Source organism: Pseudomonas sp. V98_8 (genome assembly GCF_029967975.1).
Taxonomy (GTDB): domain Bacteria; phylum Pseudomonadota; class Gammaproteobacteria; order Pseudomonadales; family Pseudomonadaceae; genus Aquipseudomonas; species Aquipseudomonas umsongensis.
Genome location: NZ_JASCAE010000095.1, coordinates 1 through 18,393, shown reverse-complemented (window position 1 = coordinate 18,393; position 18,393 = coordinate 1). Strand labels below are relative to the sequence as shown.

Below are 18,393 nucleotides of genomic sequence, written 5' to 3'. Positions count from 1 at the left end.
TCATGATCGTGTGCTCCGGGGTGTAGTTGTTTGGTATGGAGCTGATGTTACGCCGTGGAGTTTTTAAGAGAACTTCATTGAGGTGATGGTGAACATCGATGCGATTGATAGAGTCAGTGGCCTGCCTCGTGTAGGCATGATGATAGAGCGCAGCCTGTCGTCGGCAATGGCGCTCGACCAGGAACGCAGGGGTATGCTGGTTTTTTGCAGGTTCCGCACTCTGATCGAGAGGATAAACCGATGCACGACTATTACGATCTGGGCACCTACAGCCGCCCCGTGACGACGAGCTCAGCCCAAACCCAACTCTGGTTCGACCGCGGCCTGATGTGGTGCTACGGCTACAACCACGACGAAGCCATCCGTTGTTTCCAGAAGGCCCTGGAGCACGACCGCAACTGCGCGATGGCCTACTGGGGTATCGCCTATGCCTCGGGGCCCAACTACAACAAGCGCTGGGACGCCTTCATCGAACAAGAGCTCAAGGAGGCCGTGGCCCAGGCGCGACTGGCGACACAAATCGCCTTGGTGCACCTCGAAGGCACGACGCCAGTGGAGCAAGCCCTGATCCACGCGTTGCAGCAACGCTACCAGGCCGAGCAGACGAGCGACGTCGATGAGCTCTTCACCTGGAACGATGCCTATGCGGGGTCCATGCGCGATGTGTACCGGCGATTTCCCGACGATCCAGATGTGGTGGCGCTGTTCGCCGAAGCGCTGATCGACCGCACGCCCTGGCAGTTATGGGACTTGAAAACCGGCCAGCCGGCGGCTGGCGCCGACACCCTGGAAACCGTAGCCGTGCTCGAGCGCGCCCTGCAACGCATGGAGGAGCACGGCGACGCACCGCACCCCGGCGTGCTGCACATGTACGTCCACACCCTGGAAATGTCGCCATTCCCGGAACGGGCCCTGCGCGCGGGCGATATCCTGCGCGACCTGGTGCCAGACGCCGGACACCTGCGCCATATGCCGTCGCACATCGACCTACTCTGTGGCGATTACCGCGGGGCCATGATCACCAATCACCGGGCAATCCAGGCCGACAGTCTCTATCTGGCCAAGGAGGGGCCAATCAACTTCTACACCCTGTACCGCAGCCACAATTACCACTTCAAGCTCTACTCGGCGATGTTCCTCGGCCAGTACCAGCCAGCCCTGGAAGCCGCCGAGCAACTGGCCGAAACCATCAAGGAAGACCTCCTGCGGGTGGAATCACCGCCCATGGCCGACTGGCTCGAAAGCTTTGTCTCGATGAAGGCCCACGTGCAGATCCGCTTCGGCAAATGGCAAGACATCCTCGCCACACCATTGCCCCAGGACCCGGCGCTGTACTGCGTGACCACGGCCATGCTGCACTACGCCAAAGGCGTGGCCTTTGCGGCTTGTGGGCAAGTCGCCAACGCCGAAATCGAGCATCATCTGTTCCTCGAGGCCTGGGCCCGGGTGCCGGACACACGCTACCTCTTCAACAACAAATGCAACGATATCCTGGCGGTAGCCGCGGGCATGCTGCGCGGCGAAATCGAGTACCGCAAAGGTAACTTCGACGAAGCTTTCGCTCACCTACGCGAGGCGCAATCGCTGGACGATCACCTGCCTTACGACGAGCCCTGGGGCTGGATGCAACCGGTGCGTCACGCACTGGGCGCGCTGTTGCTGGAACAGGGCAGGGTGGAAGAAGCCCTGCACGCCTATCGTGCCGACCTGGGCCTGGACAACACCCTCAGTCGTGCCTCATGGCACCTGGATAATGTGTGGAGCCTGCACGGCTACGTGGAATGTTTGAAGCGCTTGGGGCGCGATGCCGAGGCGGCCGCTGCGCAGGTTCGCCTCAACCTGGCGATGGCCCGTGCGGATGTGGAGATTTCGGCGTCGTGTTTTTGCCGCAACGGCAAGCGTTGCTGCCGCTAGGTGCGAGGTTTGCCTCAAGCCTCGTTGATCTGGCTGACACTGGTGATCTGACCGTTCCAGACCATCTCGTAATGAGCGGTCTGGATGATCGAAGAGACAGGCCTTGGCGTCATCAACGCCCAGCAATCACTGCCTGGCAGACGCACCGAGCGATAACGCAGGCCCGGGCAGCCAGCTTTCCTGATTGCCCGGCCCAGTGCGTGGGAATGGCTGTAATCGTCAGGCGCATACACCGGATCGTTGATCGGCAGGGCGGTGGCGTCCTTCATCCCCGTATCCATGAATGAACACGACAGTCCCCTGAACACAAACCGCTCATAGTTCAGGCCCGATACCTTCGACCAGTACAGGCTCTGGTGATACCGCACCTCGGCCAGTGCGGTTTCCATCGAATCCGCCAGGTACAACACCCCATAGCTGCCATCGCTGAACCGCGAGCCCGCCGGATTGATGTGCGTGAAGGGCGCGGTGGCGTACGAGCAGCCAGCAATCCCGAACGGGATTTCGCTCCGTGGGATCAACTCAAGCTCACCGACCTCATTCTTCAATCGGGGATTGGTCAGCGCCTGGATCTCGAAAAGCACCTCGAATTCATCCGCGTTCGCCACGTCGTCGAACAATGCAATCGGCGGAAATTTCGAATTGACCAGCCGGTAAGCCTGCAATGCCTGCCCGGCAAACACCGCCAGCTCGCTCAACGTCACCATTGCGCGCCCCGCAGCATATCGATGCGCCGAAAGGTCTCGTACAGCGAAATCATGTCGCCCTGGGCCATGATCACCAGCGGCGAGCGCCCATTGAAAAACTCGTTGTCATTGGCCATCGAGACGAAGCCATAGACGTTGTCCGGATTGTCGAACACCAGGCGCAACGTGGCGTGAATGTTCAACACAAGACTGATGCGCTGCATCTGGTCCGCATCCAGCGCCACCGCCCAGTCGGGGTCATGCTGGCGTGCACGGGTATAGGTGCTGCGGGAAATGCGCAGGATACGACAGGCCTGCTCGCTGCTGGCGTGCCACTTTTCCAGAATGCCCACCGCAGCGCGCAGGCCGGTGACGCATTGGTTTTTGCTGAAAGATTGGGGCTGGGAAGCGACGGCCATGTGCATTACCTGTCTGTGAGTCCTTAGATTCAAACATAAGGATATTGAGTCTGCAGAACAAGCGGCTCTCGACCAGCGGCAGCCTGCAGGAGACAGCGGTACGGCGAACCAGGCACTGCGGTGTATCAGTTGCACCGCGTCATCGTCCTTCGCCGGCAAGCCTGGCTCCTACGGGCGATGACCACCCATCAGCCAGATCCCGCTTGCGGGGCGGACCACTAGACTTCACAGGGGGGATGAAGTCTACGCAACTCAACTCAGGAGACCTGTGATGAACAGTGCATCTTGGCTGGCGTTGGTAGTGGCGGCAGGGGCGATTTCGGGCTGCGCGAGCAGAAACGAAATTGTCGATGTCCCTCTCAATGCTACCCCGCAAAACGCAGAGCATATCGCTCGAGCCACCCTCAGCCCGGTGGGCGATCAAACCAGCATCTGGCTCACCGTCGGTGGAGTCCCCCACGACATGGCGGTATCCAGCCGTCTCGACACCGCAATCTACGCAGGCTCGTGCCAGCAATTGGGTGCGCAACCGGCGTACAGGACCCGCCAGGCCAATAGCGTCGACTACCCATCGCTGGCCCCGCGTACGCAATATTGGGCCCAGGCACCGGTGGCGCTGAGCGATCTGACCAAGGGTAGCTATGCCTTGCTGGTTCGCAGCAGCCCGGCAGACGGCAGCCGCGCACTTTTCTGCGGCAACATCAGCGCTGGCTAGGGGCGCATCAGGCAAGCCGTTCGGTACTGTGGCCTGCGCAAGTAGCGCAGGCCATGGCCTGGGTTCAGAAGATTGCGCCGTACCCGGCGGCCATCACGATGAGCGTAAGAAAACAGGCTAACTGAACGAAAAAGAAGCTGAACCGGACTGCCACGAACGCATTGGTTTGCTCATGGCAGACATGCACCAGCGACTGACACACCCGGGCAACCAGGATGAGCATCGACAAGTAGTTTACCGTGGGGCCTTCGACGCCAAGGGCGGAAATCACCCACACGATGACGCCAAACACAGGCAGGTTTTCCACGCAGTTGGCGTGTGCCCTTACCCCGCGCCGATACCAATCCTCGCCCTCGAGCCGATCGCTTTGGAAAGAGGCAATCGGCGCATTCGAGAACAGTATCCTGGCCCAGCGATAGACCCCGACGGTGGCCATTAACAGCAGCAACGTCCAGGTCGCGAACCCAAGCAGCATCCACATCGGTATCGTCATGGCGGCCAGCCTCGGTCAATGGTCCATGATGGGTGACAGAGCGGTGTTGATCCGCGACATCTGGGCTGGCGTTGTCATGCGCGTCAGCAGCCGGGCAAAGTGTGGATGCTGCACGCCCGAGATAATGTACTGCCAGCGGTAGGCGTCCAGCATGCAGGCGTTGATGCGTGCTGCCTGGTCGACACTGAATGATCGTGAAGCATGGCGCGTGAAGTACTCGGCATCGGCTGTCGATTGTGCCTGCAGGATGGTGTCGACGGCCGCCACCAGTGCTATCAGGTCGTTCACTGCCTGGTCGCATTCGGCGGGCGACAGTTTTGCGTGCTCGGCCTTCCACTCCAGTTCATCGAGCACGACGTGTCGGCTTTCATCCTTCCAGTGAAACTTGAAGACGTCCTTGAACAGCGGGCACAGCGCTTCGTGCGGGGCGATGCTTTGTGCGTAGTGGGATTGAACGAACAACTCGATATGGCAAGTCAGCGCCAGCACCGACCAGGTGCTGGATGCCAGCACCACCCGCGCCACGTCGTTTGGATCGGCCACTTGACGATATCCCGCCGGCAGATGCGAGCCAATCATCGTCTCAATGCGCCGGAACAGTTCCTGATGCTTGATCTCGTCATTGGAGAAGCGCACCAGCGCTTCGAGTGCAAGCTGATCGTCGAACACATGGGCGCGCCCCTGATCGAGCATTTTGGCACTGATAAAGCGCTCGACCAGGCCAAAGAGGTACGCGTAGGTTCGGCCTTGAATCTGGCTGAGCAGGCGCGCCTCGTGCGCGTCGAGAAAGGTCAGGCGGTCGACCAGCGACAGTGAGTCGGGCAGGAATTTGCGCGAGAAGTCGAAATGCCGGTCCTGCAGCAGATCTCGATCGATCTGCCATTCGGCTTTCTTTGATGACCTGACCAGTTGCGCGTAACGGGCGGCGTTGCGCGAATCAGGGGTGGGGAGGGTCGCGAAGCTGTTCATATCGATCTCCGGTTTTCCAGGTCGAGCCACAATGGGGCGGAGCCAATGACCCAGGGTGAAGCCTCTGGGGAGAGTCCTGATCGCTGAGTCCGCGTTGGTGCTAATCTAGGCCTCGCCGTCCGGGTGAAGAATGACCGCTGCGCCTGATTACTTGCTCCAGACTCCGTAAAGGAGGGGTGGCAAATGCTCGATGCGCTTTCCGATGTGTTGCGTGTGATCCGGCTGTCTGGAGGGGTGTTCCTCGAGGCAGAGTTCACTGCGCCCTGGTGCATGAGCGGCAGAATTTCTGCCGACGATTGCAAACCGTTCCTGGCAGCACCTCGACATATCATTGCCTCGCATTTTGTAGCGGCGGGGCACATGCAGTTGTGCGTCGACGATGACGCCCCCCTCGACGTGCGGGCAGGCGAATTGATTTTGCTGGCGCGCAATGACGTTCATACCTTTGGCAGCGACCTGGGCGTTGCGCCCCTGTCGGCGCGCGAAGTGATTACGCCGCCGCAAGTCGGTGGCATTTCACGTATCAAGTGCGGCGGGGGCGGCGAGGCCACACAGTTGTTGTGCGGCTTCCTCGGCTCTGAAACCCCCTTCAGTCCGTTGCTTTCATCGCTGCCATCGGTACTCAAACTGGACATGCGCGCCACGGCTTCGGGGGCCTGGATTGAAAGCTCGTTCCGTTTCGCCGTGAGCGAGACCGCGGCAGGACGCGTCGGCTCAACGGCAGTCATTGCCAAACTGTCTGAATTGCTTTTCGTCGAAGCCGTCAGCCAGTATGTAGCGAGCCTGCCGGCCGAGCGGCGCGGGTGGTTGGCGGGTTTGCGCGATCCGCATATCGGGCGCGCACTGGCACTGCTCCATGCCCGTCCGACCGAGGGCTGGACCGCTGAAACCCTGGCGCTCGAGGTGGGCATGTCGCGCTCGGTATTCGCCCAGCGCTTCACCGCATTGGTCGGGCAGCCACCGATGCAATACCTGACGCTCTGGCGCATGCACGTGGCGGCTCAACACTTGCGGGAAGGGCGGGGAAATGTGGCGCAAATCGGCTTTTCAGTCGGCTACGAATCCGAAGCGGCGTTCAGTCGCGCCTTCAAGCGCCAGTTCGGTACATCGCCCGGTACGTGGCGCAGGCAATCGGCTTGAGTCGGCATTGGGCCAGCAAAACCTTGCCGCACGCCTAGCCGCCTCCCTTCGCGATCAGGCATGATCAGGCTACATGAACCGGGACTCGCTGACCTATGCCCGTTGACCTGCAAGCGCTCTACCCCAAACTGATCCATCTGATGCTGGACACGGTCTTCGTGGTCGACAGGGATAACCAGATCGTATTTGTCAGTGATGCCTGTCAGACGCTGCTCGGTTACCGTGCTGACGAGCTGACCGGCACCCCGATCACCGACTACATGCACCCTGACGACCTGGCGAAAACGCGAGCCTCGATTGTCCGGGTCATGAATGGCCAGCCGCACTTCGATTTCCGCAACCGTTATATCCGCAAGGATGGCGGAGTCGTGCACATCCTGTGGGCGGCCTTCTGGTCCGAGGAGGTGGGGGCGCGGATCGGTGTTGCGCGCAACGTGACGGCCCTCTGGCAGGCGGAGGAGGAATTGCGCTTCCTCGCCCATCATGACCCGCTGACAGGGCTGGCCAACCGGGCGCTGTTCAATGATCGCCTGGACGTCGCCCTGCGCGCGGCACAGCGCCACGACAGCAACCTGGCGTTGCTGTTTTTGGATGTCAATGACTTCAAGGGCATCAACGATGTCCATGGCCATGCAGCGGGCGATCAGGTACTCCGCATGATTGCCCGTCGGCTGCAAGGCTGCGTGCGCGAGACGGACACGGTGGCCCGGATGGGCGGTGATGAATTCACGGTACTGTTGACCGATATCCAGTCCCAGGGCGATGTGTGCGAGAAAGTGGCGCAGATTCTCGCGGTCATGGCCGAGCCACCGGATGCCGACTCTTTCGTACTCACAATGCCGTCCTGCAGTATCGGTATCGCCTGTTATCCCGCGGACGGAGAGGATGCCGATACGCTGCTCAGCCATGCGGACGACGATATGTACCGCATAAAAAGGCAACGTTCCGCGACCGGATGACGAGCCTGGAACACAGCTTCGACGGGTGAACTAGCGCCGTGCCGACAGTTGTTGCGGCGCCAGGAATGCATCGTGGAAATAGTTACGAAACGCTTGCATGGCCGGGCTGAAATCGCGCTCGCGATGCCAGGCCAGGCCTACGCTCATGGGGGTTACCTTGTCGGTGACGGTCAGGGTTTCGATGCGTTTGCCTTCCAGCGACCAGGGACGGTGCACCAGGTCCGAGAGAATCGCCACGCCGCTGCCATTGGCGACCATGCTGCGCACCGCTTCGACTGAACTGGTGCGTATCCGCACGTTTGGCTGCTGGTGCGCATGTTCCCAGTAACGCTTGGCGCTCTGTTCGGCTTCGTCGACGGTCAACAGGATAAAGGGCTCTTGCGCAACGTCAGCCAGGCTGACGGCGGAGCGTTCGAGCAGGGGATGATGGCTGGGCAGCCATAACCGGCGTTCGGAGTTGAAGAGGGTTTCCGAGACGATGTCCGGGTGAGTGAGGTTCGCGGTCAGCACCACCGCCATGTCGAATTTTCCTTCCAGCAGGCCTTGCTCGATGGCCGTGCGCTCTTGTTCGTGAACCTCGATGGCTACGTCCGGGTGCCAGTGTTCAAGCCGTTGCAGATGGTGCGGCAGAAAGTAGCCGATCACCGTGTAGCTCGCGGCCAGACGTAACAGGCCACTGGCGCGGACGTCCGGCAGCGGGCTATTCAGCGCGTCGTCGACGCTGCGCAAAATCACATAGGCACGATTGAGAAAATGCCGCCCGGCATCGGTCAGGCTCATGCCCTGGGCCGAGCGCTGGAACAACAGCGTGCCGAGCATGGCTTCCAGTTCCTTGATCGCGGTAGTCACCGCGGACTGGGAAATGTTCAGGTGAATGGCCGCTTGGGATATTTGCCCGATCTCCGCGGTGGCGACGAAATAGCGGACCTGGCGCAGGGTCAGTGACATGGGCACTCCATTATCTGTTTTTCAGGGTTATCTGTTTTTCAGAAGATGGCCCCTCTGATAATAGATCTTCCCAAGGGGTTGGCGGGAATTTAACGTGGCCTGCATGAAGTCACAAGCGTCAGGAGCAAGCGTCATGCAGGCAGTAGATTTCAATTCGGACATGGGCGAAGGCTTTGGCCCATGGACCATCGGCGATGGCGTTGACAATGAGCTGATGGGCTTCATCAGCACCGCCAACATCGCCACCGGTTTCCACGCCGGCGACCCAAGCACCATGCGCCGCACCGTCGAACGGGCGAAACAGCTGGGCGTGGCCATCGGCGCGCATCCGGGGTTCCGCGACCTGGTCGGCTTCGGCCGCCGGCACATCAATGCACCGGCCCAGGAACTGGTCGACGACATGCTTTACCAGTTGGGTGCACTGCGTGAACTCGCCCGGGTTCAAGGCGTGGCGCTGCAACACATCAAACCTCACGGCGCCCTGTACATGCACCTGGCCCGCGACGAGCAAGCTGCGCGCTTGCTGGTGGAAAATCTCCAGCGCCTGGAGCCGGAGTTGCTGCTGTATTGCATGCCCAACTCAGTGATCTGGCACGTCGCCCGGGAGCTCGGCCAACCGGTGATCCGCGAGTTCTACGCCGACCGCGAGTACGACCTCAGCGGCTCCATCGTCTTTACCCGCAACGTACGTGCCTATGACCCGACCCAAGTGGCGGCGCGGGTGCTGCGTGCCTGCCAGGAAGGTGTGGTGCGCACCGTCGAAGGCGAAGACCTGTCCATCGAATTCGATTCCATCTGTTTGCACAGCGATACACCGGGTGCCCTGGCGTTGGTCGAGGCCACACGCAAGGCGCTCGATGACGCGGGGATCAAGGTTCGCGCACCGCGCTAAGCCCGAAATCTCAACGAAACACCAGGCACAGAGACGCCAGGGTTCAAATACCGATCCATTTTTATGCCTGCCTTTCTACAACTATTCCAAGAGGAACAGACATGGCCGAACAAACCGTTATTACCCCGTTGCCGGGCACCTTCTACCGTAAAGCCACACCGGACTCGCCGAACTACGTCGAGCCGGGCGCAGAGGTCAGCGCCGACACCGTGATTGGCCTGATCGAGGTCATGAAGCAGTTTTCCGAACTGACCGCCGGGACGGCCGGTCGCCTCAGTGCCTTCCTGGTCGAAGACGGTGATCCGGTGGAGCCGGGTCAGGTCATCGCAACGCTCGATGGCCGTTGAGGGTAGGGGGCGATCATGACTCAAGGTATTCGTAAATTACTCATCGCCAACCGTGGCGAAATCGCTGTGCGGATTATCCGCGCCGCCAAAGCGCTGCGGATTCCCACCGTTGCCGCCTGCAGCGAAGCGGACGTCGACTCCCAGGCAGCGCGCATGGCCGACGAGGTGCATATCCTCGGCCCCGCCCGCGCGGACAAGAGTTACCTGAACGTCGAGGCATTGCTCGGCGCCTTGAAAGCCACCGGCGCCAATGCGGTACACCCCGGTTACGGTTTTCTCTCGGAGAACGCCGATTTTGCGCAAGCGGTTGTCGCCGCCGGCGCGATCTTCGTCGGGCCCGGCGCCGAGACGATCCGGCGCATGGGCGACAAGGCCGAAGCCCGGCGCACCGCGCAAGCGGCTGGCGTGCCGGTGGTGCCCGGTTCGCCCGGTGAGCTGTTCGACGTCGAGTCGGCGCTCAAGGCTGCCGAATCCGTAGGCTTCCCGTTGCTGATCAAGGCTTCGGCCGGTGGTGGCGGACGTGGTATTCGCCTGGCGGAAAACGCCCGGCAACTGAGCGAAGAGTTTCCCCGTTCCCAGCGCGAAGCCCAGGCCGCATTCGGTAACGGTGCGGTGTATCTGGAACGGTTTATCGGCAAGGCCCGGCACATCGAAGTGCAGGTGTTGGGCGATGGCCAGCACGCGGTGCACCTGTTCGAGCGCGAGTGCTCGCTGCAACGTCGGCGCCAGAAGATCTTCGAAGAGGCACCGTCGCCAGTCCTCAACGCCAAACAGCGTGAGACGCTCTGCGCCAGTGCCGTTCGCCTGACTGAAGCCCTTGGCTACAAGGGCGCCGGCACCCTGGAGTATTTATACGACGACGCCACCGGCGAGTTTTTCTTTATCGAGATGAACACGCGGATCCAGGTGGAACACCCGGTCAGCGAACTCATTACCGGTATCGATCTGGTCCAGGCCATGTTGCGCATTGCCGGTGGCGAGCCGCTGGGCTTCAAGCAAAGCGACATCCAGCTCAATGGCGCCGCCTTGCAAATGCGCCTGAATGCCGAAGACCCTGCGCGGGATTTCTTCCCCAGCCCGGGTCTGGTCGAATCGCTGATCTGGCCGCAAGGGGAGGGTGTGCGAGTCGACAGCCATCTCTACCAAGGCTACCGCGTGCCGCCGTACTATGATTCGCTGTTGGCCAAGCTGATCGTGCATGGCCGTGACCGCAACGAAGCGTTGGCCCGTGCGCGAGTCGCGGTCGCGCAGACCACGCTCACCGGCATGGCCAGCACCTTGTCGCTGCACGGTGAGCTCCTGGAACAACCGTGGCTGCACAGCGCCGACTTCCACACCGGCACCCTGGAAACCTGGCTGGCCGAGCGCCGCAGCGGAGGTGAAGCATGAGTACCGCAATCCGCTACAGCTTTGGCGCCGACGAGCATTTGTTCGCCGAAGTCAGCGACAGCATGTCCCTTGAAGCGTTTTTCAAGGGCATGGCCGTGACCCGCGCCGTGGAGCGACTGGCGCTGGATGGCGTGCTCGATGTATGCCTGGCCAATGCCTCGTTCCAGATCCGTTTCGACCCGGACCGTATCGCGCCTCAGACCTTGCTCGAAGCGGTAAAAGGCGCAGAAGCCGAGGCCGTGGCCGAACGGACGTTGCAGACCCGGATCATCGAGATTCCGGTGCTCTATAACGATCCCTGGACCCATGAAACCTTGATGCGATTTCGTGATCGCCACCAGGACCCGAGTGCGACAGACCTGGAATACGCGGCGCGGATCAATGGCCTGGCGGACGTCGAGGCGTTCATCGCCGCGCACAGTGGCGCGCCATGGTTTGTCTCGATGGTCGGTTTTGTCGCGGGGTTGCCGTTCATGTTCCAGATGGTCGAGCGCGAGCGTCAGTTGCAGGTGCCCAAGTACCTGCGGCCGCGCACCGATACACCCAAGTTGACCCTGGGTCATGGCGGATGCTTCGGCTGCATCTACTCCGTGCGCGGCGCCGGTGGTTATCAGATGTTCGGCGTCACGCCGGCACCGATCTACGACCCGCAGCAGAACCTGGCCTACCTCAAGGAACACATGGTGTTCTTCCGCCCGGGCGACATCGTGCAATTCAAGCCGATGGACCGTGAGGCCTATGACGTTGCCGTGGCCGAAGTGGAAGCCGGACGTTTCGATCTGCGGATTCGTCCGGTGGAGTTTTCCCTGGATGCTTTCCTGGCTGACCCCGTCGGCTATCCCAAGTCGCTGCAGGAGGTGCTGGCATGATCAAGGTACTCAAACCCGGTCTGGCGACCTCGGTACAGGACCTGGGCCGCGAAGGCTACTACCACCTCGGCATTCCGCCTTCCGGGGCGCTCGACCAATACGCATTGAGCGCAGCCAACCAGTTGGTCGGCAATCCGGCGGGGGCGGCGGCGCTTGAATGCACGTTGCTCGGCCCGGAACTGGAATTTGCGCAAGACGCGTTGGTGGCCGTGTGCGGTGCGCACATGACGCCAAAGGTCGACGGCGTAGACATGCACCTGGACACCGCGTTCTCGGTCAAGGCCGGGCAAGTGTTGCGCTTCGATTTTCCCAAGGCCGGCGCACGGGCTTATCTGGCAGTGGCCGGCGGCATTGATGTGCCGGTGGTCCTCGGCAGTCGTTCCACCTACGCGCTGGGCGCCCTTGGTGGCTTCCAGGGCCGTCGCCTGATTGCCGGGGACGAATTGCCGGTAGGTGTTGCCAGCGGCAAGGGCCGCGCCGGGGCAAGTTTGCCAATGGCGTTGCGCCAATCCCTGGGTGGCGAAATCACCCTGCGCGTGGTGCCAGGGCTGTACTACGACCGGTTGACCCCTGCGGCGGCGGACAGTTTTTTCGCCGAGGCCTGGACCGTCGGCTCGGAAGCGGACCGTATCGGCTATCGCTTCAAGGGCGGCAGCCCGCTGAGCTTTCAGCCGCGCGAGCAACCCTTCGGCGCCGGCTCCGATCCGTCGAACATCGTCGACAGTTGCTACCCGATCGGCTCGATCCAGGTTCCCGCCGGGCTCGAACCCATCGTGCTGCACCGTGATGCGGTGTCCGGTGGTGGCTACGCGATGATCGGTACGGTGATCAGCGCCGACCTCGACCTGATCGGCCAGATGCAACCCAACCAGAAAGCCCGATTCGTGGCGGTGACCCTCGAAGAAGCGCTGGAAGCGCGACGTTCCTATAAGAAAAAACTCAGCTGCCTGAGCAAGCTGTTCCCTTCCTGACGCTGCCCGTCGCACTGCGCGGGTAAAGCCAAACGGCAAGCCAACGCCGCACCACGGTGCGGTGGCGGCTGCCCGCGCTTCAACCTTTGACTGGTTCTGGAGTTCACGCATATGGCTGCTTTATCGCAATCGAGTCAAACCGGGCAGGACCCGGCCAATCACCCCGTTCCACCTCAAGCCCGCATGGGCCGACTGTCCCTGACCATGGCCTGGTGGGCGGTGTGCAGTGCGATGTTCTACATCGTGGTGGGCGCTTCCCTGGCGCTGTCTTATGGCGCGCGCAATGCGCTGATCGGCATGGTCCTGTCGGTGATCAGTTATGGATTGGTCAACAGTGTGCTCAGTCGCTTCGCGATTCGCAGCGGCTTGTCGGTGGCACTGTTTTCACGCTTGCTGTTCGGCAGCACCGGGGCATGCCTGGCCACCTTGATCTTCTTTTCCACGGCGATCTATTACGCGGTGTTCGAAGGTTCGGTGATCGCCGTGGCGCTCAATCACCTGTACCCGGAACTGGTCTATCCACTGGCCGCGTTGCTGGTGGTGCTGTACAGCGTGCCGATGATCCTGGGCAGCGTGCAGCATTGGCTGGACAAGCTCAATGGCGTGCTGTTGCCGGTCTACCTGGGCGGCTTGCTGGTGGCGGTGGGGCTGTCGATCAGCCGGTATGGCTACCAGCCGCAATGGCTGGATTTCGGCCCGGCAACCCCCAGCGCCTTCGGCTGGTGGGACTGCTTTGTCGCCTACATGGGCGTTTGGGTGCTGATGCTGTTCACCTTCGACTACGCCCGGTTTGGCAAGGAAGAAGACGCCGGGTATCACGGTCGCTGGAACTTCGGCATGCCGTTCTACGCGGTGACGTTTTTGCTCAACGGCGCAGCGGGCATCTATCTGGTCAGCAGCATTCCCCATGAAGGCGCGTTGAACGAAGTGTCGGTGGTCATGGCGATCCTGCAGTTGATGGGCCTGTGGGGGCTATTGTTTGTCTGGGCCACGCAAACCCGCATCAATACCGCCAATTACTACCTGGCGACGCTCAACATGCAGGCCTTCTTCGCCCGTTTCGGAGTGCGCGGTGCGTACTGGGCATGGGCCCTGGCGGTGGGGGTGATCGTGTACGGCTTGATGCTCGCCGATGTGTTTGCCTATTTGCTCAAGGCGTTGGCCTACCAGGGCATTTTCGTGGTGGCCTGGGTCGGCGTGGCGTTGGCGCAGATTCTTTATGGGCGCAGTGACGTGGCGGCGCTGGAACGCGTGGCTGCATTCAACCCGGTGGGCCTGACGGCGTGGTTTGGCGCCACGGCAGCGGGACTCGCCCTGATGTATGGCGGTGGTGGCCTGGGCAGCTTTTCTGCTCCCTCGACCGTGGTCCTGGCGTTTGTGTTGCAGGCCGGTTTGTCACGTCGAAGCCGGTTGCGCCTGCAGGTGGCGCAGTAGAGGAGTCGTCGTATATCTCGCTACGGGTGCCTTGTCCTTACGGCACCCGCGGCAACAGCTACCGGGTCATGACAGGCGCGATTCGCCTGTCGCGCGGTTCAAGTACCCGGCAGCAACGCCGATGCGCGAGAATACCAGCCAGGCAAACAGCAGCACACTCACGCCAATCAGGATCGATGCGACGCCAATCAGTGGCTCGATCGACGCGAAGCCCTTCAGCCGCAGGGTCAGCGCGCCGAGCATTACCGGCACGCCCAGGTTGTACGTCCAGAACTGCACTGCAGCCGCGCGACCTTCGGTCATGCTCGGGTGCAATGCGCCGATGACGCCGAACAGTGCCATCGATACCCATCCCAACAGATTGATGTGGGCATGTACGGCGAAGAGCGAGTGGTCGCCAGAGGCACCCATCGTCACCCCCAGCATCACGCCAATGGCAAAGTAGAGTGCAGCAAGTCGAAACCAGGTCCGCGAACGGGGAGTGTGATTCATGGCATTCACCTCAAGCGCCCTGAGGCGCGCTCAGTTGCTGGAAAATCCCTGAAATCGTGATGCCCGCAGATGCCTTGCACAGGGGCGGTGGCAGATCCGGTGCCGTACGTCTATTATGAGACTCATGTCTCATTACAAGACAAGGTATCATTTATTCCATGTCCAATCCCAAGTCAAGCCCGTCGATCGGTGAGGGTCATGCACAAGGTCGCGTCAACCAGAAACTGCGCACCCGCCAGGCGCTGATCGAGGCCGCCATCGCCTTGCGCGATGAAGGTCATCAGCCCACGGTGGCGCAAGCGGCTGAGCGCGCCAGGGTGTCGCGCGCCACGGCTTATCGCTACTTTCCCACGGTGGAGGCGTTGATCAGCGAGACAGCGGCCGATCGTGACATGCCGCCACTGGAACGCATGTGGCAGCCGGGTGACGATCCGGTCAAGGGTATGGGCCTGGCGGCGAACGCGTTGAACAAACTGCTGATCGGCGACGAGATCGGCCTGCACGTGATGGAGCGCTCGTTCATGACCGTGTGGCTCGAAAGCGAGTCCCACGAGCCCCTGCGACCGGGACGACGCCTGAGCTACATCGAGCCGATTGTCGACTCGATGAAAGACGTGTTGTCACCCAAAGCGCGCAAGCGCCTGAAGCAGGCGCTGTCGATCGTGATGGGCACAGAGGCATTGATTGCCGTGCGCGATATCGGTGGCGCGAGTATCGAAGAATCACTCGCTACTACCGCCTGGGCAGCGCGGGCGCTGGTTCGCCAGGCGCTGGATGAGGATGAGAAAAAACGTCGAAAGCGAGGCTGACGACGTTGACCCGCTACTGATTGATCGTTCCCACGCGCCGCAAAGGAATGCATCCCGTGACGCTCCGCGTCACCATTGCGCGGATCCGAGTCTTGCGTTGCTGGCGGAACGCGGAGCGTCCCTGGCGGCATTCCTTTGCTGCGCGTGGGAACGATCAACGGGAGGGAGCGCCCGTCAATCCGCCTTCTCATCATCGGCCGGCACTTCAGTCCAGCTGTCATCCGGATCAAAGTGTTTCATCGCCTGCGCCAACTTTTCGCTACCAGGCCCCAGGTCTTTTTCGAAGACCTGTCCATCATGGCTGATCATGAAGCTCATCACCCCGGTTTCACCGTACTTCGCCGGCCAGGCGATCAGTGCAAAGCCTCGGCTCATCTTGTCCCCGATGAGGTAGCTGTAGGCCCCGCCCGGTGCGGAAGGGCCCTGGCCCAGCAGGATGCGGAAGCGGTAACCGTGCCAGGGCTCGCCGGCAATGGTCTTGCCAAACTCGGGACCTAACGGGCTGATCTGCCCGCTATCGTCGTCCGCCCAATAGAGTCCGTCATGCTTGCCCGGGGTGCTGAAGATTTTCTGCGCATACTCGAGTGCGCCGTCACCGTCACGATCCACCGAGGCATAGTCCATCTGGGCATCGTGATAAGCCAGCGCCGATTGCACCGCGGCCAGCTCGTTGCGGCCAATCTGCCGTGTGCGAAGCTCGGCACTGCCGGCCTTGATGTCGAAGCGCCAACCCTTCGCGTCTTTAACGATGGGGATGGGCAGAGTCCAGTGCTCACTGCCCACCGACAGGATCGCCTTGTTGTCGCCGGTTTTTTCGATCTTATGCTGCTCGTGGTATTGCTTCAAAAACGCCTCCACGTCTTCGCGTTCCGCGCCGTCGCGAGGGATGAAACTGCGCCAGTCTTCACCCAGCAACTCGGCCAGGCGTTTCTGATCGGCATTTTTCGTACCCAATGCTTCGACAAACGCTTCAGCGGCCTTTTCCGGCGTTGCAAATTCCTGCTGCGCCGTCGCCATGCACGACCAGGCCAGTGCGACTGTGAGCGCCAGGGCATGCATAAGCACGCCCTTGCGTGCCTTTACTCGAGGATGGTTATTCAACGGCGGCCCCCCCTTGAACGCGCTGCGCCGGATGGCCGACTGATCTGATGGCCGGCTGCCCGCGAGGCGTTGGGGCGCTGGAAGGAAGCCTGGCTGGCTCGGCCACGATTGGCTTGCAGGTTGGCTTGTGACGGCGAACGCGCGCCGGCGAAGGCATTGTTGCGGGCACTGCCTCTATTGACGGCCGGTGTGGCCTGGCGGTTTTGCGCCGCCTGGCGCACCTGCGAGTTGCCCTGAGCGCGTTGACTCGCCTGGTTCCTGGCCTGCTGATTCCTCGGTTGCTGATTCTCCCGGGTGTTTCTGGCAGTGCCCTGGCTGCGGTCAGCCGCCCTCGGCCTATCGGCCGCATTTGATCTATCGGCCGCCCTCGGTCTGTCTGCGCCGGCCTGCATCCGATTGCTTGCCGAGGCCCTGGACTGGGCTTCGCGCGCCCGATCACGGGCCTCAAGGTTGCTGGTGGCAGGTCGTTCGATACCGTGCCGGTCCATCGAGCTACGGGCATTTTCACGCGCCTGGGCGCGCTGGGCATTATCCCCTCGATAGGCCTGGCGCTGACTGGCTCCGCCCAGTTGCCGGCCATACTGTTCGCGGCTCCTGTTGTCCCGATAGGGCACGCCATTGCGATGCGCGGCGTTATGCTGCCACTTGTTCTGATTGTTGCTGATTCGGTTGTTGGCATTGATGTTGTTGTAGCGATTGACGTCGATGTCGACGTCGTTGTTGCCCCAGTCACATTCACCCCACAACGCACCGACGATGGCCACACCGGTACCAAACGCCAGCCCGGCCATCAGCGCCTGGCCGGGATAATAGGCGGGCGGCGGTGGATAGTAGGCAGGTGGCGACGCCGGATAGGCCCAGGTGCCGTAGGTGGTTGTCGGGTTATAGGTGGGCACATACACCACCTGCGGATCGGACGGTTGAATGATGATGGTGGAGCTGCTGCTGGCGGGGGCCTGGGCCGGCGCCTGCGTTGTGGTCGGTGCGGGTGCCGCTGGCGCAGCGTTCTGGATCGTTACGTTCTGATATTGGTTGCTCTGCAGGTTACCGGCTGCCTGGGCCTGGCGACGCAAGCGTTGCACGCCATTCATGAGGTCGTCGGGCTGCGCCAGGAAGGCGTCACCCAGGCGTTGGACCCAGACCGGATCCTGCCCCAGCGTTGCCAAGACCTGCGGGAAGGCAACCAGCGCCTGCACACTCGGGTCCCAGGGCTGGTTCGCCACTTGCTTGACCGCTTCATCGCCCTTGGCGTCCGGGTGAGCCTTCGACCAGGTAACCGCCTCGGCGACTTCCCCGGGATAGGTGGACGCCATCAATACCTGTGCCAGCAGCGGGTCCGGGTAGAGCGCGATGGGTGCGAGCATTTGATCCAGCTGTTCCTGGGTAAATACCGGGTCTTTGGCGGGCACCGTGGCCGCTGCCGTATTGGCAGGGCTGGCTGTCGGGGTGGGGGCTGTATCCGCCGCCTGCGCCACGAGGGGCGGGCTGCTCAGAAAAAACATCGCTGACAACACGTAGAAAAATGGGGTACGCATCACAGCTCCCTGTGGTCAGGCAGATTTGAAATGAGTGGATCAATGCCAGGTAAATGCAAACCGACTGTGCAAACCCGGACCTCAACTTCGACGCCGTCCATTGATAGTAGCAAACATAAAAATTCTGCCCGAAATACCTTCGGTTCCCGGACCAATAGCAGTCGATGGATGCCGCTCAGTGCAGTGAACACGAAAAAGCCCGGCTGATCAGGCCGGGCTTTTTGCGGGTGCGGTGCAGCGATGGGGTCAGGCGACAGTGTTGCCTTGCAGGCGGTCGGAGCCATCGGCAGCGACGGTGTTGCCTTGCAGGC

Annotated in this window: 20 protein-coding genes; 11 read left to right on the top strand and 9 right to left on the bottom strand. The window is 61.6% G+C overall.

All coding sequences use genetic code 11. From position 1 onward, the window contains the following. The first annotated feature begins 240 nt into the window (after positions 1-240). Positions 241-1,914: a tetratricopeptide repeat protein gene (locus QLG10_RS28615; RefSeq protein ID WP_282488413.1), complete on the top strand. Its 1,674-nt coding sequence runs from the start codon at positions 241-243 to the stop codon at positions 1,912-1,914. A 14-nt stretch (positions 1,915-1,928) separates the two neighbouring features. Here the strand turns inward: QLG10_RS28615 and QLG10_RS28610 are convergent, their stop codons facing one another. Together QLG10_RS28610 and QLG10_RS28605 are read right to left on the bottom strand one after the other, a co-directional pair. Next, on the bottom strand, positions 1,929-2,621 hold the full coding sequence (locus tag QLG10_RS28610; protein ID WP_110754965.1) for an RES family NAD+ phosphorylase: 693 nt from the start codon (positions 2,619-2,621) through the stop codon (positions 1,929-1,931). After that, on the bottom strand, positions 2,615-3,019 hold the full coding sequence (locus QLG10_RS28605; RefSeq protein WP_033043897.1) for an antitoxin Xre-like helix-turn-helix domain-containing protein: 405 nt from the start codon (positions 3,017-3,019) through the stop codon (positions 2,615-2,617). Before QLG10_RS28605 ends, QLG10_RS28610 begins: the two co-directional genes overlap by 7 nt. A 271-nt stretch (positions 3,020-3,290) precedes the next feature. Between QLG10_RS28605 and QLG10_RS28600 the strand changes: the two genes are divergently transcribed. After that, positions 3,291-3,734 carry a hypothetical protein gene (locus QLG10_RS28600; RefSeq protein ID WP_110754964.1) on the top strand — a complete coding sequence of 148 codons (444 nt, stop codon included), beginning with the start codon at positions 3,291-3,293 and terminating at the stop codon, positions 3,732-3,734. 64 nt (positions 3,735-3,798) lie between these two features. On the opposite strand, the gene QLG10_RS28595 is transcribed toward QLG10_RS28600, so the two are convergent. Beyond that, the gene (locus QLG10_RS28595; RefSeq protein ID WP_110754963.1) at positions 3,799-4,227 is read right to left on the bottom strand and encodes an MAPEG family protein; all 429 of its coding nucleotides are present in this window, start codon (positions 4,225-4,227) and stop codon (positions 3,799-3,801) included. Between the two features lie 15 nt (positions 4,228-4,242). Next, the gene (locus QLG10_RS28590; protein WP_282488412.1) at positions 4,243-5,196 is read right to left on the bottom strand and encodes a diiron oxygenase; all 954 of its coding nucleotides are present in this window, start codon (positions 5,194-5,196) and stop codon (positions 4,243-4,245) included. A 183-nt stretch (positions 5,197-5,379) separates the two neighbouring features. Here QLG10_RS28590 and QLG10_RS28585 point away from each other — a divergent pair, with 183 nt between their 5' ends. Both QLG10_RS28585 and QLG10_RS28580 read left to right on the top strand, forming a co-directional pair. Next, positions 5,380-6,336 (top strand): AraC family transcriptional regulator, encoded by a 957-nt coding sequence (locus tag QLG10_RS28585; protein WP_110754961.1) that lies wholly within the window; start codon positions 5,380-5,382, stop codon positions 6,334-6,336. A gap of 95 nt (positions 6,337-6,431) precedes the next feature. Next, positions 6,432-7,295, top strand: a complete 864-nt coding sequence (locus QLG10_RS28580; protein WP_188265388.1) for a sensor domain-containing diguanylate cyclase — start codon at positions 6,432-6,434, stop codon at positions 7,293-7,295. A 30-nt stretch (positions 7,296-7,325) separates the two neighbouring features. On the opposite strand, the gene QLG10_RS28575 is transcribed toward QLG10_RS28580, so the two are convergent. Next, entirely contained in the window at positions 7,326-8,243 is a 918-nt protein-coding gene (locus QLG10_RS28575) for a LysR family transcriptional regulator (protein ID WP_020800698.1), read from the bottom strand. 133 nt (positions 8,244-8,376) lie between these two features. Here QLG10_RS28575 and QLG10_RS28570 point away from each other — a divergent pair, with 133 nt between their 5' ends. The 6 genes from QLG10_RS28570 to QLG10_RS28545 all read left to right on the top strand — a co-directional run bounded on the left by QLG10_RS28570 (position 8,377) and on the right by QLG10_RS28545 (position 14,145). Continuing rightward, positions 8,377-9,135, top strand: coding sequence for a 5-oxoprolinase subunit PxpA (locus QLG10_RS28570; RefSeq protein ID WP_110754958.1), 759 nt, complete (start codon positions 8,377-8,379; stop codon positions 9,133-9,135). 101 nt (positions 9,136-9,236) lie between these two features. Further along, positions 9,237-9,482, top strand: coding sequence for an acetyl-CoA carboxylase (locus tag QLG10_RS28565; protein WP_110754957.1), 246 nt, complete (start codon positions 9,237-9,239; stop codon positions 9,480-9,482). 15 nt (positions 9,483-9,497) lie between these two features. Then, positions 9,498-10,871 (top strand): acetyl-CoA carboxylase biotin carboxylase subunit, encoded by a 1,374-nt coding sequence (locus QLG10_RS28560; protein WP_282488411.1) that lies wholly within the window; start codon positions 9,498-9,500, stop codon positions 10,869-10,871. Next, positions 10,868-11,740, top strand: a complete 873-nt coding sequence (locus QLG10_RS28555) for an allophanate hydrolase subunit 1 (protein WP_110754955.1) — start codon at positions 10,868-10,870, stop codon at positions 11,738-11,740. Before QLG10_RS28560 ends, QLG10_RS28555 begins: the two co-directional genes overlap by 4 nt. After that, complete coding sequence (locus QLG10_RS28550; RefSeq protein ID WP_188265387.1) at positions 11,737-12,711, top strand: biotin-dependent carboxyltransferase family protein; 975 nt, start codon at positions 11,737-11,739, stop codon at positions 12,709-12,711. Before QLG10_RS28555 ends, QLG10_RS28550 begins: the two co-directional genes overlap by 4 nt. A 111-nt stretch (positions 12,712-12,822) precedes the next feature. Next, complete coding sequence (locus QLG10_RS28545) at positions 12,823-14,145, top strand: allantoin permease (protein ID WP_110754953.1); 1,323 nt, start codon at positions 12,823-12,825, stop codon at positions 14,143-14,145. 66 nt (positions 14,146-14,211) lie between these two features. On the opposite strand, the gene QLG10_RS28540 is transcribed toward QLG10_RS28545, so the two are convergent. Then, positions 14,212-14,637 carry a hypothetical protein gene (locus tag QLG10_RS28540; RefSeq protein WP_110754952.1) on the bottom strand — a complete coding sequence of 142 codons (426 nt, stop codon included), beginning with the start codon at positions 14,635-14,637 and terminating at the stop codon, positions 14,212-14,214. Between the two features lie 158 nt (positions 14,638-14,795). Here QLG10_RS28540 and QLG10_RS28535 point away from each other — a divergent pair, with 158 nt between their 5' ends. After that, positions 14,796-15,446: a TetR/AcrR family transcriptional regulator gene (locus QLG10_RS28535; protein ID WP_110754951.1), complete on the top strand. Its 651-nt coding sequence runs from the start codon at positions 14,796-14,798 to the stop codon at positions 15,444-15,446. A 174-nt stretch (positions 15,447-15,620) separates the two neighbouring features. Here the strand turns inward: QLG10_RS28535 and QLG10_RS28530 are convergent, their stop codons facing one another. The 3 genes from QLG10_RS28530 to QLG10_RS28520 all read right to left on the bottom strand — a co-directional run. Next, entirely contained in the window at positions 15,621-16,505 is an 885-nt protein-coding gene (locus QLG10_RS28530; protein WP_188265409.1) for a DUF2950 domain-containing protein, read from the bottom strand. A gap of 38 nt (positions 16,506-16,543) precedes the next feature. Next, positions 16,544-18,082: a DUF3300 domain-containing protein gene (locus tag QLG10_RS28525; RefSeq protein ID WP_248679044.1), complete on the bottom strand. Its 1,539-nt coding sequence runs from the start codon at positions 18,080-18,082 to the stop codon at positions 16,544-16,546. Then, positions 18,082-18,393: hypothetical protein (locus tag QLG10_RS28520; RefSeq protein ID WP_282488410.1), on the bottom strand; the 312-nt coding region annotated here is incomplete at its 5' end. The genes QLG10_RS28520 and QLG10_RS28525, both read right to left, overlap by 1 nt.

Bases quoted from the DNA above. Each gene is read 5' to 3' on its own strand.
- QLG10_RS28550 (WP_188265387.1), top strand. From the start codon at position 11,737: ATGATCAAGGTACTCAAACCCGGTCTGGCGACCTCGGTACAGGACCTG.
- QLG10_RS28610 (WP_110754965.1), bottom strand. From the start codon at position 2,621: ATGGTGACGTTGAGCGAGCTGGCGGTGTTTGCCGGGCAGGCATTGCAG.
- QLG10_RS28615 (WP_282488413.1), top strand. From the start codon at position 241: ATGCACGACTATTACGATCTGGGCACCTACAGCCGCCCCGTGACGACG.
- QLG10_RS28590 (WP_282488412.1), bottom strand. From the start codon at position 5,196: ATGAACAGCTTCGCGACCCTCCCCACCCCTGATTCGCGCAACGCCGCC.
- QLG10_RS28565 (WP_110754957.1), top strand. From the start codon at position 9,237: ATGGCCGAACAAACCGTTATTACCCCGTTGCCGGGCACCTTCTACCGT.
- QLG10_RS28530 (WP_188265409.1), bottom strand. From the start codon at position 16,505: ATGCATGCCCTGGCGCTCACAGTCGCACTGGCCTGGTCGTGCATGGCG.
- QLG10_RS28600 (WP_110754964.1), top strand. From the start codon at position 3,291: ATGAACAGTGCATCTTGGCTGGCGTTGGTAGTGGCGGCAGGGGCGATT.
- QLG10_RS28560 (WP_282488411.1), top strand. From the start codon at position 9,498: ATGACTCAAGGTATTCGTAAATTACTCATCGCCAACCGTGGCGAAATC.
- QLG10_RS28540 (WP_110754952.1), bottom strand. From the start codon at position 14,637: ATGAATCACACTCCCCGTTCGCGGACCTGGTTTCGACTTGCTGCACTC.
- QLG10_RS28555 (WP_110754955.1), top strand. From the start codon at position 10,868: ATGAGTACCGCAATCCGCTACAGCTTTGGCGCCGACGAGCATTTGTTC.
- QLG10_RS28535 (WP_110754951.1), top strand. From the start codon at position 14,796: ATGTCCAATCCCAAGTCAAGCCCGTCGATCGGTGAGGGTCATGCACAA.
- QLG10_RS28545 (WP_110754953.1), top strand. From the start codon at position 12,823: ATGGCTGCTTTATCGCAATCGAGTCAAACCGGGCAGGACCCGGCCAAT.
- QLG10_RS28525 (WP_248679044.1), bottom strand. From the start codon at position 18,082: ATGCGTACCCCATTTTTCTACGTGTTGTCAGCGATGTTTTTTCTGAGC.
- QLG10_RS28595 (WP_110754963.1), bottom strand. From the start codon at position 4,227: ATGACGATACCGATGTGGATGCTGCTTGGGTTCGCGACCTGGACGTTG.
- QLG10_RS28575 (WP_020800698.1), bottom strand. From the start codon at position 8,243: ATGTCACTGACCCTGCGCCAGGTCCGCTATTTCGTCGCCACCGCGGAG.
- QLG10_RS28585 (WP_110754961.1), top strand. From the start codon at position 5,380: ATGCTCGATGCGCTTTCCGATGTGTTGCGTGTGATCCGGCTGTCTGGA.
- QLG10_RS28570 (WP_110754958.1), top strand. From the start codon at position 8,377: ATGCAGGCAGTAGATTTCAATTCGGACATGGGCGAAGGCTTTGGCCCA.
- QLG10_RS28580 (WP_188265388.1), top strand. From the start codon at position 6,432: ATGCCCGTTGACCTGCAAGCGCTCTACCCCAAACTGATCCATCTGATG.
- QLG10_RS28605 (WP_033043897.1), bottom strand. From the start codon at position 3,019: ATGGCCGTCGCTTCCCAGCCCCAATCTTTCAGCAAAAACCAATGCGTC.